Below are 15,542 nucleotides of genomic sequence, written 5' to 3' on the forward strand. Positions count from 1 at the left end.
ATGATCAGCCGTTGCGCTTCCAACGCGGCTTCTCGGCACGGCGGTCGAACGTCGAGCCGGCGCCGCGGTGGTCGTCACGACGGCCGTAGGGGCGGTCGCTCGCACCACCGGAGCGGTAACCGCCGGAGGGGCGGTCGTCGCGGCGGTCGCGGTTGAACGGACGGTCGCCGCCACCCGAGCGGTAGCCGCCCGACGGACGGTCGTCACGGCGGAAGCCGGAGGACGGACGGTCGTCGCGGCGGAAGCCACCGGACGGGCGGTCGTCGCGACGGAACCCGCCACGGTCGCCACCGCGGTCGCCGCCGCGGTCGTCACGGCGCTCGTCACGGCGGAAGTCGCCGCGGTCACCGCGGTCGTCGCGGCGGAAGCCACCCGACGGACGGTCGTCGCGACGGAACCCACCGCGGTCGCCGCCACGGTCACCGCCACGGTCGTCACGACGCTCGTCACGGCGGAAGCCACCCGACGGACGGTCGTCGCGACGGAAACCGCCACGGTCACCGCCACGGTCGTCACGACGCTCGTCACGGCGGAAGCCACCCGACGGACGGTCGTCACGGCGGAAACCGCCACGGTCGCCACCTCGGTCGCCACCGCGGTCGTCACGACGCTCGCGGTCGTCGCGGCGGAACCCGCCGGACGGACGGCGCTCGAAGTTGCCCCGCTCGTCACGGCGCTCGGTCTGCGCGGGCACCGCGGCGGCGGCAGCGGCCTGCTCCGCGATCCGGGCGGCCTCGGCGGCGGCCTCCTCCGCGGCGGCGGCCACGGCGGCCTCCGGGTCCTCGCCGCGCTCACGGGCGGCGCGGGCCAGCAGGCGGTCGGCCTCCTCGCGCAGCTCGGTGGCACGGCGCTGGGCACGCTCGAGCTGGCGGTTGAGGTCCGCCAGGTCGCGCTCGGCCTGCTTGGCGGCGTTCGCCGCCGAGTCGGCCTGCACCTCGGTGAGGGAGCGGGCGCCGGTGATCTCGGCGACCTCGGGGTCGAAGGCGCCGGCGCCGCCGACGATGTGGCGCGAGGCGTCCACGCCCGCGTCCTCCATCAGGCGGAAGATCTGCCGGCGCTGGTGCGGCAGGGCCAGCGAGACGACCGTGCCGGACTGGCCGGCGCGGGCCGTACGGCCGGAGCGGTGCAGGTAGTCCTTGTGGTCGCCGGCCGGGTCCACGTTGAGGACCAGGTCGATGCCGTCCACGTGGATGCCTCGGGCGGCCACGTCGGTGGCGACCAGGACGTTGACGCGGCCGGCCTTGAAGTCCTCCAGGACGCGGGTGCGGGCGCCCTGGGTCATGCCGCCGTGCAGCGCGTCCGCGCGGACCCCGGCGTCGAGCAACTGCTCGGCGACGCGGTCGGCGCCCATCTGGGTGCGGACGAAGATGATGGTGCGGCCCTTGCGGGCGGCGATGGCGGCCGTGACCGGCGCCTTGTCCTTCGGCTTCACGACGAGGACGTGGTGGGTCATGGTGGTGACCGCGCCCTGTGCCGCGTCCACCTCGTGGGTGACCGGGTCCACCAGGTAGCGCTTGACCAGGGTGTCGATCTCGTTCTCCAGCGTCGCGGAGAACAGCAGGCGCTGACCGCCGGCCGGCACCAGGTCGAGGATCTCGGTGACCTCGGGCAGGAAGCCCATGTCGGCCATCTGGTCGGCCTCGTCCAGGACGGCGACCTGGACCTTGTCGAGCGAGGCGGCACCACGGTTGATGATGTCGCGCAGGCGGCCCGGGGTGGCGACGAGGATGTCGACGCCGCGCTCCAGGGCGTAGATCTGGTTGCCCATGGACGTACCGCCGCAGACGACCTTCATCTTCAGGCCGAGGACGTCGCCGTAGGGCTGGAGGGCGTCGGCGACCTGCATCGCCAGCTCGCGGGTCGGGGTGAGGATCAGACCGCGCGGACGCTTCTTCTCCGTGCGGCCCTCCGCGAGGATCGACAGCAGCGGCAGACCGAACGAGAGGGTCTTGCCGGAGCCGGTGCGGCCGCGGCCCAGGATGTCCTTGCCGGCCAGGGCGTCCGGGATGGTCGCCGCCTGGATCGGGAAGGGGGTGGTGACACCGTTCTGGGCGAGCTTGCGGACGATCGCGTCGTCCAGGCCCAGGTCGGCGAAGGTGATCGTCGGCTCGGCGGGCTCGGCGGGCTCGGTGGCCTCGACGGCTTCGGGGGCCTCGGTGGCGACGTCGGTCGTGATGGCCTCGACGGCCTCGACGATCGTCTCGTCAACCTCGGGCATAACGGTCTGGTCAGTGGAAATGGACATGCGAAATGCGAAACCTTCCGGAGTTTCGGCACGCGCCCAAGCTCCGTGTCGGCTTCACAAATGACCGCCTCGATGCGGTCAGCCACGGCAAGGTAAGGAACGCGCCACACGGCGCGCATCTGACAGGCGCCGGGCAAATGGGATCAAACGATCTACCACCATACGCACTCCACCCCGCCGAGCGCAACCCCGCCTTCTCCCCCCACCCCTGTGGCCCGCCCCACAGCCCCCGACGGCATCGCCTTTTCCGTGCGCCCGCCCGCCTAGGCGACCGGCCCGGCCTGCGGCGTCGGGTGCGGGGCGGGGGCGTCGGTGGTGGGTGCGGGCGGTGACGGTGGAGGCGTCGGCTCCGGGTCGGGGGCCTGCCGGGTGGGCGGCGCGGGGGAGGCGGGCGGCTTCGCGGGGGCGGGGGACGCGCCCGGCGCGGGCGGCTTCTTCCGGTCCCCCGGCTTGGCGGGCTTCCCCGGCGGCGAGGGCGCGGACGAACCCGGGTCCGCACCGGTGGACGGAGCGGCGCTCGACGACCCGTCGCGCGCCTCCTTGGTCCCGGGACTCCCGGTGACGCCCCGCGCCCCCTTGGCGTCCGCCCGTTCCGGCCGCCCGTCCGGCGCCGTCTTGCCGCCGTCGGGGCGGGCCCCGGCCTCGCGCTGCCGGCCGGACGCGGCGGGGGCCGGCCGTCCCGGCTCGCTCACGCTCATGCAGCCGCCGAGGGCCAGAGTCGCGACGGCCACCGCCGCGAGGCGGGCGGCCACCGGACGCAGCCGGGTGGACGCGGGGTGCACCCGGCCCGCGGGGGGTTCGGGGTGCACGGGGATCGCGTGCATGGGAGGGACCGCCTTAGGGACTCGCGGGGACAGGCTCCCTGCCCAACTGGCCCCGCGCCGCGCAGGACACGCGCCCCGCGCCACCGGCCCGAGACGGAACGCACGCCTCCGGCGATGCGCGCGCCGCGCGGCCCTCCGGCCTCAGCCGTACCCGAGCGCGTGCAGCCGCTCGTCGTCGATGCCGAAGTGGTGCGCGACCTCGTGCACCACGGTGACCTCCACCTCCGCCACGACCTCCTCGCGCGTCGCGCACATGCGCAGCGTGGGACCGCGGTAGACGGTGATCCGGTCGGGCAGCACCCCCGCGTACCACTCGCCGCGCTCCGTGAGCGGCGTCCCCTCGTAGAGCCCGAGCAGCTCCGGGTCGTCCGCCGGGGGCTCGTCCTCGACGAACACGGCCACGTTGTCCATCAGCCGCGTCAGCTCCGGCGGGATCCGGTCCAGCCCCTCGGCGACCAGTTCCTCGAACTCCTCGCGCGTCATCTCCAGCACCCGGCCATTGTCCGCCACGGCGGGCCCCGGCGCGGGGCCGCGAACGGGACCTTCCCCGGCCGCCCACCGGCCTCCCACGGGCCGGCCGCCGGCCGCCGCGAGCCCCGCCGCCGCCGACCTCGGCAAACCGTTTTGGCGTTCCCTCCCGACATCCCATATGCTTCTCACGTCCCCGAGGCGCCGCAAAGCGCCCAGGTGGGCCATTCAGCCCTCATCGTCTAGTGGCCCAGGACGCCGCCCTTTCAAGGCGGTAGCACGGGTTCGAATCCCGTTGGGGGCACGCTGTACCGTGTGCGAGACTAGTGCTCGCACATAGCAAGGTCCTGTGGAGCAGTTTGGAGTGCTCGCCACCCTGTCAAGGTGGAGGCCGCGGGTTCAAATCCCGTCAGGACCGCTGCAGGCATTTCGGTGCCTGCGTGGCTGGGTAGCTCAGTTGGTACGAGCGTCCGCCTGAAAAGCGGAAGGTCGCCGGTTCGACCCCGGCCCCAGCCACCGTCAGAAGGCCCCGATCCCCGGATCGGGGCCTTCTTCGTGTGCGTGGGGCGCCGGCCGCCCGGGGAAATGCGTTCGCCGCTTCGTCCCGCCTGGTGCGATCCTGGGGTCCGTATGTCTACGCAGCCTGCCCTCACCCCTGCCGGCCTCGCCGCGCGTCTGTCCGAGCTGTCCCTGCGCGACGCCCAGCGGCTGGGCCGCAGGCTGGACGGCGCCCGCCGGATCCGCAAGCCCGAGGCCCGGGAGGCCGTCCTCGCCGAGATCGACGCCGAGATCGGCCAGGCCGAGGAGCGCGTGGCGCGCCGCGCGGCCCGGGTGCCGGCCGTCACCTATCCCGAGCAGCTCCCGGTCAGCCAGAAGAAGGACGACATCCTGGAGGCGATACGCGACCACCAGGTCGTGATCGTCGCGGGTGAGACGGGTTCCGGCAAGACCACCCAGATCCCGAAGATCTGTCTGGAGCTCGGCCGGGGCGTCCGGGGTCTGATCGGGCACACCCAGCCCCGCCGGATCGCCGCCCGTACGGTGGCGGAGCGGGTCGCGGAGGAGCTGCGGACGCCGCTGGGCGAGGCCGTCGGCTGGAAGGTCCGCTTCACCGACCAGGTGGGGCCGGACACCATGGTCAAGCTGATGACCGACGGCATCCTGCTGGCGGAGATCCAGACCGACCGCGAGCTGCGCCAGTACGACACGATCATCATCGACGAGGCCCACGAGCGCAGCCTCAACATCGACTTCATCCTGGGCTACCTCGCCCAGTTGCTCCCCCGCCGCCCCGACCTCAAGGTCGTGATCACCTCGGCGACGATCGACCCGGAGCGCTTTTCCCGGCACTTCGGCGACGCCCCGATCATCGAGGTCAGCGGGCGGACGTATCCGGTGGAGGTGCGCTACCGGCCGCTGCTGGAGGAGCAGTCCGAGGACTCCGACCGCGACCAGATCACGGCGATCTGCGACGCGGTGGACGAGCTGCAGCGGGAGGGCGACGGCGACATCCTGGTCTTCCTCTCCGGCGAACGCGAGATCCGTGACACGGCGGACGCGCTGGAGAAGAAGAAGCTCAGGTCGACCGAGATCCTGCCGCTCTACGCGCGCCTCTCCCACGCCGAGCAGCACCGCGTCTTCCAGCGCCACACCGGCCGTCGCATCGTCCTCGCGACGAACGTGGCCGAGACGTCGCTCACCGTGCCCGGCATCAAGTACGTCATCGACCCCGGTTTCGCCCGGATCTCGCGCTACAGCCACCGCACCAAGGTGCAGCGGCTGCCGATCGAGCCGGTCTCGCAGGCCAGCGCCAACCAGCGCAAGGGCCGCTGCGGACGCACGAGCGACGGCATCTGCGTCCGGCTGTACTCGGAGGACGACTTCCTCTCCCGGCCGGAGTTCACGGACGCGGAGATCCTGCGGACGAACCTCGCCTCCGTCATCCTCCAGATGACCGCCGCCGGGCTCGGGGACATCGAGAAGTTCCCGTTCATCGACCCGCCGGACCGGCGCAACATCAAGGACGGCGTCGACCTGCTCCAGGAGCTGGGCGCGCTCGACCCGCAGCAGAACGATCCCAAGAAGCGGCTCACCCCTCTGGGCCGCAAGCTGGCGCAGCTCCCCGTGGACCCCCGCCTCGCCCGCATGGTGCTGGAGGCGGACCGCAACGGCTGTGTCCGCGAGGTGATGGTGATCGCCGCCGCGCTGTCCATCCAGGACCCGCGCGAGCGGCCGTCGGAGAAGCAGCAGCAGGCCGACCAGCAGCACGCCCGGTTCAAGGACGAGACGAGCGACTTCCTCGCCTTCCTCAACCTGTGGCGCTATGTGCGCGAGCAGCAGAAGGCGCTGTCGTCCTCGGCCTTCCGGCGCATGTGCAAGTCGGAGTTCCTGAACTACCTGCGGATACGCGAGTGGCAGGACATCTACACGCAGTTGCGTACGGTCGCGAAGTCGATGGGCGTGCACCTGAACGACGAGGACGCGGCCCCGGAGCGCGTCCACCAGTCGCTGCTGGCGGGTCTGCTCTCGCACCTCGGACTCAAGGACACCGAGAAGAACGAGTACCTGGGCGCCCGCAGCGCCAAGTTCGCGATCTTCCCCGGCTCCGCCCTCTTCAAGAAGCCGCCGCGCTGGATCATGTCGGCGGAGCTGGTGGAGACCTCCCGGCTGTGGGCCCGGGTGAACGCCCGGATCGAGCCGGAGTGGATCGAACCGCTCGCGCAGCACCTGGTGAAGCGCACCTACAGCGAGCCGCACTGGGAGCAGAAGCAGGCGGCCGTCATGGCGTACGAGCGGGTGACGCTCTACGGCGTGCCGATCGTGGCGCAGCGCAAGGTCAACTACGGCCGGATCGACCCGGAGACCAGCCGCGAGCTGTTCATCCGCAACGCCCTGGTCGAGGGCGACTGGAAGACGCACCACCAGTTCTTCCACGACAACCGCAAGCTCCTGGGCGAGGTCGAGGAGCTGGAGCACCGGGCGCGCCGCCGGGACATCCTGGTGGACGACGAGACGCTGTTCGACTTCTACGACCGGCGGCTGCCCGAACACGTCGTTTCGGGCGCGCACTTCGACTCGTGGTGGAAGCACAAGCGGCGCGAAGAGCCGGAGCTGCTGAACTTCGAGCACTCCATGCTCATCAACGAGAACGCCGAGGCGGTCACCAAGGACGACTATCCGGACTCCTGGCGGCAGGGCCGGCTGAAGTTCCGGGTGACGTACCAGTTCGAGCCGGGGGCGGACGCGGACGGCGTGACCGTTCACATCCCGCTCCAGGTGCTCAACCAGGTCACGCCGGAGGGCTTCGACTGGCAGATCCCGGGTCTGCGCGCGGACCTGGTGACGGAGCTGATCCGCTCGCTGCCGAAGCCGCTGCGCCGCAACTGCGTGCCGGCGCCGGACTACGCGCGGCGCTTCCTCGACAGCACGGTTCCGGTCCAGGAGCCGCTGACGACCGCGCTCGCCCGCGAGCTGCACCGGATGACGGCGGTCCGGATCGAGCCGGACGACTTCGACCCGAGCCGCGTCCCCGACCACCTGAAGATCACCTTCCGGATCGTCGACGAGCGCAAGCGCAAGATCGCCGAGGACAAGGACCTGGAGGCGCTGCGCACCCGGCTGAAGCCGAAGACGCAGGCGGCCATCACCAGGGCCTTCGAGAAGGCCGCCACAGCCCCCGGGAGCAGCGCGGGGCCCGAGCAGCGGTCCGGGCTCACCCAGTGGACGATCGGGGCCCTGCCGCGCGTCTTCGAGACCCGGCGCGCGGGGCAGCCCGTCAAGGCGTACCCGGCGCTGGTCGACGAGGGCGCCTCGGTCGCCGTCCGCCTCTTCGACACCGAGGAGGAGCAGCGGCAGGCCATGTGGCGCGGCACCCGCCGCCTCATCCTGCTCAACCTGCCCTCCAACCCCGCCAAGTTCGCCCAGGACAAGCTGAGCAACCAGCAGAAGCTCGCCCTGTCCCGGAACCCGCACGGCTCCATCCCGGCCCTCTTCGAGGACTGCGTGGCGGGCGCGGCGGACAAGCTGATCGCCGGCCGCGGTGGTCCCGCCTGGGACGAGGAGGGCTTCCGGAAGCTGTTCGACGCGGTGCGGGCGGACATCGTGGACGTGACGCTGGACACCATCCGCAAGGTCCAGGAGGTGCTGGCCGCCTGGCAGGCGTGCGAGCGCCGGCTGAAGGCCACCACCAGCCCCGTGCTGCTCACCTCCCTCACGGACGTCAAACAGCAGCTCGCCGAGCTCGTCAAACCCGGCTTCGTGACCGAACACGGTGTGCGCCGGCTGCCCGACCTGCTGCGCTATCTGGTGGCGGTGGACCGGCGGCTGACCCAACTGCCCACCAACGCGGAGCGGGACCGCGCCCGGCTGGCCAAGGTCAAGGAGATGCAGGACGAGCACGCCTGGCTGCTGGAGCAGTTCCCGAAGGGGCGCCCGGTGCCACAGGAGGCCCTGGACATCCGCTGGATGATCGAGGAGCTGCGGGTGAGCTACTTCGCGCACGCGCTCGGTACGGCGTTCCCGGTGTCGGACAAGCGCATCGTGAAGGCCATCGACGCCCTCGCGCCCTGACCTCGACCGGCTCTCGGACGGCTCCCGGCCGTCTCCGGCGAGCCCCTCGGGAAGGCGAGTTCGACCGCACCCCCTGACCTGCTGTAGAGTCTTGCCACGCAGCACCGCGAAGGCGGGAAAGCAGCAAGGTCCTGTGGAGCAGTTTGGAGTGCTCGCCACCCTGTCAAGGTGGAGGCCGCGGGTTCAAATCCCGTCAGGACCGCATCGGAAGAGGCCCGTTCTCCGCGAGGAGAGCGGGCCTCTTCGTGTCGATGGCGACGCGGCCCGGTCCGTGGGGACGCGGGCGGGACGGTCCGGCCCCGGTCCACCGTGGCCGAAAAACATCCACGCGGTCGCGGGCCGGCGGGTGGCCGACGCCGCCCTCCCGCCCCGCACCGCTCCTTGACGGCGACACGTGCCAGGGGTACCCAGTCAGTGGGAGGTGTGCGCCCGATGACGACGACCGGCCCCACCGCGAGGCCCCGGCACGAGACCGGGGCGCTGCTGCGAGCCCACCTCTCGGCGTCCGTCCGCTACCGCCATCTGACGCGCCACTGCGCGGTCTGCCACCGGCTCCTGCGGCTGGCGCTGGAGGCCGCGCCCACGGCCGTCCAGGGCGGTCCGGGAGCCCCGGGCGGCCCCGCGGAGGGTTCGACGGCATGAGGGACGGCGTGGGTCCCCGAAACGGCGGACGCCCGGCCGTACGGTACGGACGTACGACCGGCCGCGGCGCACCGCGACCGGCCTTTCCCGGGAACAGACGGGATGGTCGGCTTCTCTATCGCAGCCTGACGACGGGCGGCAAGCTCGGGATGCTGTGACGGGAGTCACCGAAAGAGTTACGGAGACGGGGGAACCCGCGCCCCGGTCATCACCGGTCAATTTAATATGTGCAATTGCACCGACTGCTCAACCATTCCGGAATGGGAGACCGCGGTACATCCGGGGGGTTCGTCACGCGAAGGGCCCCGTCGGCGGGGCCGGACCGGCCGGCGCGACGCGCGGCGCGCAGCACCGGAAAAGGCGGTGCGGGCACAAAAAAAGACCGCGCTGGACCCGGCGGAGCCCAGCGCGATCGACGACGTCACCCGTTCCGGGTGCGGATTCCTGTTGGGGGCAGGTTTCCGCAGTCGTGTGGTGCCTGGTGGAACGTGTGGAGCTGAGGGTGGGCGGTCACCGGGTTGGGGGCCCCGGAAAACGCCCGGTCATACGGTGGTTCAGGACTCGCTGCGCTGCTGCGGGATGCCTGCCAGCAGCGCCCGGACCTCCGCCTCGCGGTAACGGCGGTGGCCTCCGAGCGTACGGATGGACGTGAGCTTGCCTGCCTTGGCCCACCGCGTGACCGTCTTCGGGTCCACGCGGAACATCGTGGCAACCTCAGCCGGGGTCAACAGCGGCTCGGCATCAGGGGTGCGAGCGGTCATGAGCGGCCTCCTCGGGAGAACCGAGTTCAGGATCGGTTCTTTCCTCTAAATTCTGCACCTTGACCCGCGTTGCCCGAAATGGCGGACGCGGGCCGAGTCGGTTATAGGACGAACGGCTTGTCCTCGGCACTACAACTACACCATCTGTCCAGCCACGTCGGCCAAACCGATGGAATTGCCCTCTCAGGTGTTCAACCTCGACGGAAGCCGATGGACCATGCCATAGCGGACAGTCACGCCACCGTGACGATCAGTCACAGCGGGATCAGGGGTCACCAGACCCGCCAAGGAGTGCAATACCGATCCATCCACCCTTACTCGGACGGAAGGAGTCCTTCCCGGACTCCTTGTCCTATTTTGCCACGAGGGTGGGTGATGGGCGCAAGACCTGACGTAAGTGCGTTAGATCACGGTTGTGGCAATTGGCCGGATCAGGACCTAGGTCCTGGGACCCCCAACGCCGCGCTGCCCTGGCTCAGTTGGCGAACTGCCGGTCCCGTACCGCGCGCCAACGCTCCGTCAGCCGCTCGTACGCCTCCCCCGCCCGGACGCCGTCGCCGGCCCGGAGGGCGGCCAGCCCCTCCGCCGTGTCCGCCGCGGAGCGGTCGTCGGCGAGCCGCGCCTCCGGCACCATATGCACCAGCCCGCCGTAATCCAGCTCCACCAGCGACCGCGGATGGAACTCTTCCAGCCACCGGCCCACGTCGACCAGGCCGTCGATCAGCGGCCCCTCCTCGATGGCGTCCCGCAGCGTGCGCAGCCCGCGGGCCACCCGCCGCCGGGCCTCCACCATGGCCGTCCGGTAGCGCAGCACCAGCCCCTCCCGCACCGGGCCGCCGGGGCCGCCGGCCGTCTCCGACCCCTTGCCGTACTCGCGCTCCTCGTCGGAGAAGAGTACGAACCAGCGCAGCGGCACCTGCCAGGTGGCCGTCCTGATCCACGGCCGGGCGTCCGGGTTGCCCTCCAGCCACCGGGCGTAGTCCGCCTCCGCCTGGCGCCGCACCACCGGCGGCAGCACCGCGTCGAGCACCGGCGCCGGGAACCGCTCGGCGAGCTCCTCCAGGGCCAGCCAGCCGCGCAGCCGGGTGCGCCAGGGGCAGACGCAGACCACGCCGTCCCGGACGGCCACGAAGGCGTCGCCGCTCTCGTGCACAGGCACCGCCACCGGCGGGGTGGGCAGCAAGTCGGCGAGCGACCGCCGGAGTTCGTCCTGGGCCGTGGGGAGCGTCGCGCGCCGGGCGTACTCCTCCCAGTGCCGCCGCTCCGCCCGCGGGAACGCGCTCAGCGGCTCGTAGACCCGCAGATAGGCCGCGTACGGGACGGTCACCGACGACGCCAGACCCACGCTCGCTCCCTCAAGCAGCAGGACACCTCGGGGAGCCGTGCGGACCTCCCCGTACGGAGCGAATCGTCCCACGGGACGGGGGCCCGGGAGAGTGATCCTCGGCACCGGACCCGTACACCGGGCCGTCAGGCCCTACCCTCGTGCCAACCGGCCCTCCTCCACCCCCGGGAGGGCGACACCGCGAGACATATGGAGTCACCACCGTGACTGACGTACGTCCCACCTCCCCGGCCGAGTCCGAGAGCGTGCTGCACACCCTGTTCGGCTCCGAACTCGGCGGACACGAGCAGGTCGTGCTCTGCCAGGACCGCGAGACCGGCCTCAAGGCCGTCATCGCCCTCCACTCCACCGCCCTGGGCCCGGCGCTCGGGGGCACCCGCTTCCACGCCTACGCCTCCGAGGAGGAGGCGGTCCGTGACGCCCTCAACCTCTCGCGCGGCATGTCGTACAAGAACGCGCTGGCGGGTCTGGAACACGGCGGCGGGAAAGCCGTGATCATCGGCGACCCCGACACGATCAAGAGCGAGCAACTCCTGCTGGCCTACGGTCGATTCGTGGCCTCCCTCGGCGGACGCTATGTCACCGCGTGCGACGTCGGCACGTACGTGCGGGACATGGACGTGGTCGCCCGCGAGTGCCGCTGGACCACCGGCCGTTCCCCCGAGAACGGCGGCGCCGGCGACTCGTCCGTGCTCACCGCGTTCGGCGTCTTCCAGGGCATGCGGGCCGCCGCGCGCGTCCAGTGGGGCGAGCCCACGCTGCGCGGCCGGCGGGTCGGCGTCGCCGGGGTCGGCAAGGTCGGGCGCTACCTGGTGCAGCACCTGGTCGAGGACGGCGCGGAGGTCGTCGTCACCGATGTGAAGCAGGCCGCCGTCGAGGCGATCATCGAGAAGTTCCCGCAGGTGACGGCGGTTTCGGATGTCGACGTTCTCGTGCGCTCCCCGCTCGACGTCTACGCTCCGTGCGCCCTCGGCGGGGCCCTCGACGACGAGACGGTGGCCGCCCTCACGGCGACCGTCGTCTGCGGCGCGGCCAACAACCAGCTCGCCCACCCCGGGGTGGAGAAGGACCTCGCCGACCGCGGCATCCTCTACGCCCCGGACTACGTGGTGAACGCCGGCGGCGTCATCCAGGTCGCGGAGGAGCTCAAGGGCTTCGACTTCGACCGGGCGAAGGCCAAGGCGGCGAAGATCTACGACACCACACTGGCCATATTCGAACGGGCGGCCGCGGACGGCATCCCGCCCGCGGCGGCGGCCGACCGGCTCGCCGAACAGCGGATGGCGGAGGCGCGCGGAACCGGGACGGCCGGGGTGCCGCGTCAGGTACGGCAGTGACGGCCGGGACGGCAGGGAGGTAACCGGCGATCGGCCGACCCGCTCTGGTGGTCGGGGCCCGTACAGCGGTCCTTCACCGACCCGACAGAGCGGCCGCCGGGGGTGACAAGGGAGACATCCCTCACCACCCCTCGGCGGGTCGCCGCTCTTTAGGGGTTAAAATCGCTGCTGACCAGCGGGGACGGGGCGCCTCGCGGGTTGTGCTCCGTGGCACGTCATGCGGGCGACGTACCGTATGGCCGCGGAAGCAGGTACCGTTGAAGTCCTACAGGCCGGATTCCCCTGCGGGAATCCGCTCTGACTCATGACAGTGAACGCGTGTCAAGACTCTGGGGCCGTCGAGCCCCGTAATTGAGGGGGTCGAGCCATGGGGCGCGGCCGGGCCAAGGCCAAGCAGACGAAGGTCGCCCGCCAGCTGAAGTACAACAGCGGTGGGACCGACCTCTCACGCCTGGCCAATGAGCTGGGCGCATCGCCGACGAAGCAGCCGCCGAATGGTGAGCCGCTCGACGATGAGCTGGACGACGACCCGTACGCTCAGTACGCGGCGCGTTATAACGACGAGGACGACGACGACGAGCAGCAGCCGTCAGGTCAGTCCGCCTACCGTCGCCGCGCTTGACGCGATAGCTTTATAGCTTTCTCCGACCCGGTCCGGGGCCCCGCCCCGGACCGGGTTCTGTGCTGCCCGGGACCGTTCAGGCCGCCGTGCCGTCACCGTAGTCACCGGACAGCAGGACGGTCTCGGCGCGGTCGCCCCGCTCGACGATCTCACCGGCCACCCAGGAGTCGACACCCCGGTCGGCCAGCGTGGTCAGCGCGGCGTCGACCGACTCCGCGGGCACGACGGCCATCATGCCGACGCCCATGTTGAGGGTCTTCTCCAGTTCCGCCCGCTCGACCGAGCCGACCTCGCCGACCAGGCCGAAGACCGGGTCCGGCGTCCAGGTCGCGCGGTCGACGTCCGCGTGCAGGTGGTCGGGGATCACCCGGGCGAGGTTGTTGGCGAGCCCGCCGCCGGTGATGTGCGAGAACGCGTGCACCTCGGTCGTCCGGGTGAGCGCCAGGCAGTCCAGCGAGTAGATCCGGGTCGGCTCCAGCAGCTCCTCGCCGAGGGTGCGGCCGAGCTCCGGGACCTCGCGGTCCAGCGTCCAGCCGGCCCGGTCCAGGAGCACATGGCGTACCAGCGAGTACCCGTTCGAGTGAAGTCCGGAGGAGGCCATCGCGATGACGACGTCACCCGCCCGGACCCGGTCGGCGCCGAGCAGCCGGTCGGCCTCGACCACGCCGGTGCCCGCACCGGCCACGTCGAACTCGTCGGCACCGAGCAGTCCCGGGTGCTCGGCGGTCTCGCCGCCGACCAGGGCGCAGCCCGCGAGGGTGCAGCCCTCGGCGATGCCCTTCACGATCGCGGCGACCCGCTCGGGGTGGACCTTGCCGACGCAGATGTAGTCGGTCATGAACAGCGGCTCGGCGCCGCAGACCACGAGGTCGTCGACGACCATGCCGACCAGGTCGTGGCCGATGGTGTCGTAGACGCCCATGCGGCGGGCGATGTCCACCTTGGTGCCGACGCCGTCGGTGGCGGAGGCGAGGAGCGGTCGCTCGTAGCGCTTGAGGGCGCTCGCGTCGAAGAGGCCGGCGAAGCCGCCGAGGCCGCCGACGACCTCGGGGCGGCCGGCCTTCTTCACCCATTCCTTCATGAGTTCGACGGCGCGGTCGCCCGCCTCGATGTCGACGCCCGCGCTTGCGTAGCTGGCACCGGTGGTCTCTGCAGACATGTGGGTCTCGAGATCTTTCGTGTCGTTCTTACGGGCGGCGCAGGGCGTCCGCGGCGTCGTGGCCGCCTGCGAGCTCGGTCTCCAGCAGATGCTTGCCGAGCAGCTCGGGGTCGGGCAGGTCCATCGGGTACTCGCCGTCGAAGCAGGCGCGGCAGAGGTTCGACTTGGGGATGGCGGTCGCCTCGATCATGCCGTCGATGGAGATGTACGCCAGGGAGTCGGCGCCGAGGGACTTGCCGATCTCGTCGACCGTCATCCCGTTGGCGATCAGCTCGGCGCGGGTGGCGAAGTCGATGCCGAAGAAGCAGGGCCACTTGATCGGCGGGGACGAGATCCGGATGTGGACCTCGGCGGCGCCGGCCTCGCGGAGCATCCGGACGAGGGCGCGCTGGGTGTTCCCGCGGACGATGGAGTCGTCCACGACGACCAGGCGCTTGCCGCGGATGACCTCCTTCAGCGGGTTGAGCTTCAGCCGGATGCCGAGCTGGCGGATGGTCTGGCTGGGCTGGATGAAGGTCCGGCCGACGTAGCTGTTCTTGACCAGGCCCGCGCTGTAGGGGATCCCGCTGGCCTCGGCGTAGCCGACGGCTGCCGGGGTGCCGGACTCCGGGGTCGCTATCACGAGGTCGGCCTCGGCCGGGGCCTCGGCGGCGAGCCTGCGGCCCATCTCGACCCGGGAGAGGTAGACGTTGCGGCCCGCGATGTCGGTGTCGGGGCGGGCCAGGTAGACGTACTCGAAGACGCAGCCCTTGGGGCGGGCCTCGGCGAACCGGCTGGTCCGGACGCCGTTCTCGTCGATGGCGACGAGCTCGCCGGGCTCGACCTCGCGGACGAACGCCGCGCCGACGATGTCCAGGGCGGCGGTCTCGGAGGCGACCACCCAGCCGCGCTCCAGCCGGCCGAGGACCAGCGGGCGGATGCCCTGCGGGTCGCGGGCGGCGTAGAGGGTGTGCTCGTCCATGAAGACGAGCGAGAAGGCGCCCTGGACGGCGGGGAGGACCTTGGCGGCCGACTCCTCGACGGTCAGCGGCTTGCCGTCGTCGTCGGTCTGGCCGGCGAGCAGGGCGGTGACCAGGTCCGTGTCGTTGGTCGCGGCGACCTGGGTGGCCCGGCCGCCGTCGCGCGGCAGCGCGGCGACCATCTCGGCCAGCTCGGCCGTGTTGACCAGGTTGCCGTTGTGACCGAGGGCGATGGAGCCGTGGGCGGTCGCGCGGAAGGTCGGCTGGGCGTTCTCCCACACCGAGGCCCCGGTGGTGGAGTACCGGGCGTGGCCCACGGCGATGTGGCCGCTCAGTGAGCCGAGGGAGGTCTCGTCGAAGACCTGGGAGACCAGGCCCATGTCCTTGAAGACCAGGATCTGGGAGCCGTTGCTCACCGCGATGCCCGCGGACTCCTGTCCACGGTGCTGCAGCGCATACAGCCCGAAATAGGTGAGTTTGGCGACCTCTTCACCCGGAGCCCAGACACCGAAGACGCCGCAAGCGTCCTGGGGGCCCTTCTCGCCGGGGAGCAGGTCGTGGTTGAGTCGTCCGTCACCACGAGGCACACCTCGAGTCTATGGCAGGGACGA

General features: G+C 71.4%; 11 protein-coding genes and 4 tRNA genes. 8 read left to right on the forward strand and 7 right to left on the reverse strand.

What is annotated here, in order from left to right:
• Positions 1-4: 4 nt before the first annotated feature.
• From ACZ6X9_RS27375 to ACZ6X9_RS27385, 3 genes are all read right to left on the reverse strand, one after another.
• Positions 5-2,245 carry a DEAD/DEAH box helicase gene (locus ACZ6X9_RS27375; RefSeq protein ID WP_469780683.1) on the reverse strand — a complete coding sequence of 747 codons (2,241 nt, stop codon included), beginning with the start codon at positions 2,243-2,245 and terminating at the stop codon, positions 5-7.
• Between the two features lie 263 nt (positions 2,246-2,508).
• Positions 2,509-3,069 carry a hypothetical protein gene (locus ACZ6X9_RS27380; RefSeq protein ID WP_469780684.1) on the reverse strand — a complete coding sequence of 187 codons (561 nt, stop codon included), beginning with the start codon at positions 3,067-3,069 and terminating at the stop codon, positions 2,509-2,511.
• A 141-nt stretch (positions 3,070-3,210) separates the two neighbouring features.
• A complete protein-coding gene (locus ACZ6X9_RS27385; RefSeq protein ID WP_004947857.1) occupies positions 3,211-3,561 on the reverse strand; it encodes a metallopeptidase family protein in 351 nt (116 codons plus the stop codon).
• 207 nt (positions 3,562-3,768) lie between these two features.
• Here ACZ6X9_RS27385 and ACZ6X9_RS27390 point away from each other — a divergent pair.
• From ACZ6X9_RS27390 to ACZ6X9_RS27415, 6 genes are all read left to right on the forward strand, one after another.
• A tRNA-Glu gene (locus ACZ6X9_RS27390) sits at positions 3,769-3,841 on the forward strand.
• Between the two features lie 39 nt (positions 3,842-3,880).
• Positions 3,881-3,955 (forward strand) — tRNA-Asp (locus tag ACZ6X9_RS27395).
• A 24-nt stretch (positions 3,956-3,979) separates the two neighbouring features.
• A tRNA-Phe gene (locus tag ACZ6X9_RS27400) sits at positions 3,980-4,053 on the forward strand.
• 114 nt (positions 4,054-4,167) lie between these two features.
• Positions 4,168-8,106, forward strand: a complete 3,939-nt coding sequence (gene hrpA / locus ACZ6X9_RS27405; RefSeq protein ID WP_469780685.1) for an ATP-dependent RNA helicase HrpA — start codon at positions 4,168-4,170, stop codon at positions 8,104-8,106.
• Between the two features lie 127 nt (positions 8,107-8,233).
• Positions 8,234-8,308 (forward strand) — tRNA-Asp (locus tag ACZ6X9_RS27410).
• Positions 8,309-8,538: 230 nt separating this feature from the next.
• Positions 8,539-8,748 carry a DUF6274 family protein gene (locus ACZ6X9_RS27415; protein ID WP_469780686.1) on the forward strand — a complete coding sequence of 70 codons (210 nt, stop codon included), beginning with the start codon at positions 8,539-8,541 and terminating at the stop codon, positions 8,746-8,748.
• Between the two features lie 554 nt (positions 8,749-9,302).
• Here ACZ6X9_RS27415 and bldC read toward each other — a convergent pair.
• Together bldC and ACZ6X9_RS27425 are read right to left on the reverse strand one after the other, a co-directional pair.
• Complete coding sequence (gene bldC / locus ACZ6X9_RS27420) at positions 9,303-9,509, reverse strand: developmental transcriptional regulator BldC (RefSeq protein ID WP_003980577.1); 207 nt, start codon at positions 9,507-9,509, stop codon at positions 9,303-9,305.
• Positions 9,510-9,984: 475 nt separating this feature from the next.
• The gene (locus tag ACZ6X9_RS27425; RefSeq protein WP_469780687.1) at positions 9,985-10,854 is read right to left on the reverse strand and encodes a DUF8083 family protein; all 870 of its coding nucleotides are present in this window, start codon (positions 10,852-10,854) and stop codon (positions 9,985-9,987) included.
• A gap of 203 nt (positions 10,855-11,057) precedes the next feature.
• On the opposite strand from ACZ6X9_RS27425, the gene ACZ6X9_RS27430 reads away from it, so the two are divergent.
• Both ACZ6X9_RS27430 and ACZ6X9_RS27435 read left to right on the forward strand, forming a co-directional pair.
• Entirely contained in the window at positions 11,058-12,191 is a 1,134-nt protein-coding gene (locus ACZ6X9_RS27430; RefSeq protein WP_469780688.1) for a Leu/Phe/Val dehydrogenase, read from the forward strand.
• 367 nt (positions 12,192-12,558) lie between these two features.
• A complete protein-coding gene (locus ACZ6X9_RS27435; RefSeq protein ID WP_469780689.1) occupies positions 12,559-12,813 on the forward strand; it encodes a DUF3073 domain-containing protein in 255 nt (84 codons plus the stop codon).
• 76 nt (positions 12,814-12,889) lie between these two features.
• On the opposite strand, the gene purM is transcribed toward ACZ6X9_RS27435, so the two are convergent.
• Together purM and purF are read right to left on the reverse strand one after the other, a co-directional pair.
• On the reverse strand, positions 12,890-13,972 hold the full coding sequence (purM, locus tag ACZ6X9_RS27440) for a phosphoribosylformylglycinamidine cyclo-ligase (RefSeq protein WP_469780690.1): 1,083 nt from the start codon (positions 13,970-13,972) through the stop codon (positions 12,890-12,892).
• A 28-nt stretch (positions 13,973-14,000) separates the two neighbouring features.
• On the reverse strand, positions 14,001-15,518 hold the full coding sequence (gene purF, locus ACZ6X9_RS27445) for an amidophosphoribosyltransferase (RefSeq protein WP_433021039.1): 1,518 nt from the start codon (positions 15,516-15,518) through the stop codon (positions 14,001-14,003).
• Between the last annotated feature and the right edge of the window lie 24 nt (positions 15,519-15,542).

The organism is Streptomyces sp. NPDC052910 (genome assembly GCF_055585605.1).

Excerpts from the sequence above, each read along its gene's own strand:
- hrpA (WP_469780685.1), top strand. The coding sequence starts at position 4,168 with ATGTCTACGCAGCCTGCCCTCACCCCTGCCGGCCTCGCCGCGCGTCTG.
- bldC (WP_003980577.1), bottom strand. The coding sequence starts at position 9,509 with ATGACCGCTCGCACCCCTGATGCCGAGCCGCTGTTGACCCCGGCTGAG.
- ACZ6X9_RS27415 (WP_469780686.1), top strand. The coding sequence starts at position 8,539 with ATGACGACGACCGGCCCCACCGCGAGGCCCCGGCACGAGACCGGGGCG.
- ACZ6X9_RS27380 (WP_469780684.1), bottom strand. The coding sequence starts at position 3,069 with ATGCACGCGATCCCCGTGCACCCCGAACCCCCCGCGGGCCGGGTGCAC.
- purM (WP_469780690.1), bottom strand. The coding sequence starts at position 13,972 with ATGTCTGCAGAGACCACCGGTGCCAGCTACGCAAGCGCGGGCGTCGAC.
- ACZ6X9_RS27435 (WP_469780689.1), top strand. The coding sequence starts at position 12,559 with ATGGGGCGCGGCCGGGCCAAGGCCAAGCAGACGAAGGTCGCCCGCCAG.
- ACZ6X9_RS27375 (WP_469780683.1), bottom strand. The coding sequence starts at position 2,245 with ATGTCCATTTCCACTGACCAGACCGTTATGCCCGAGGTTGACGAGACG.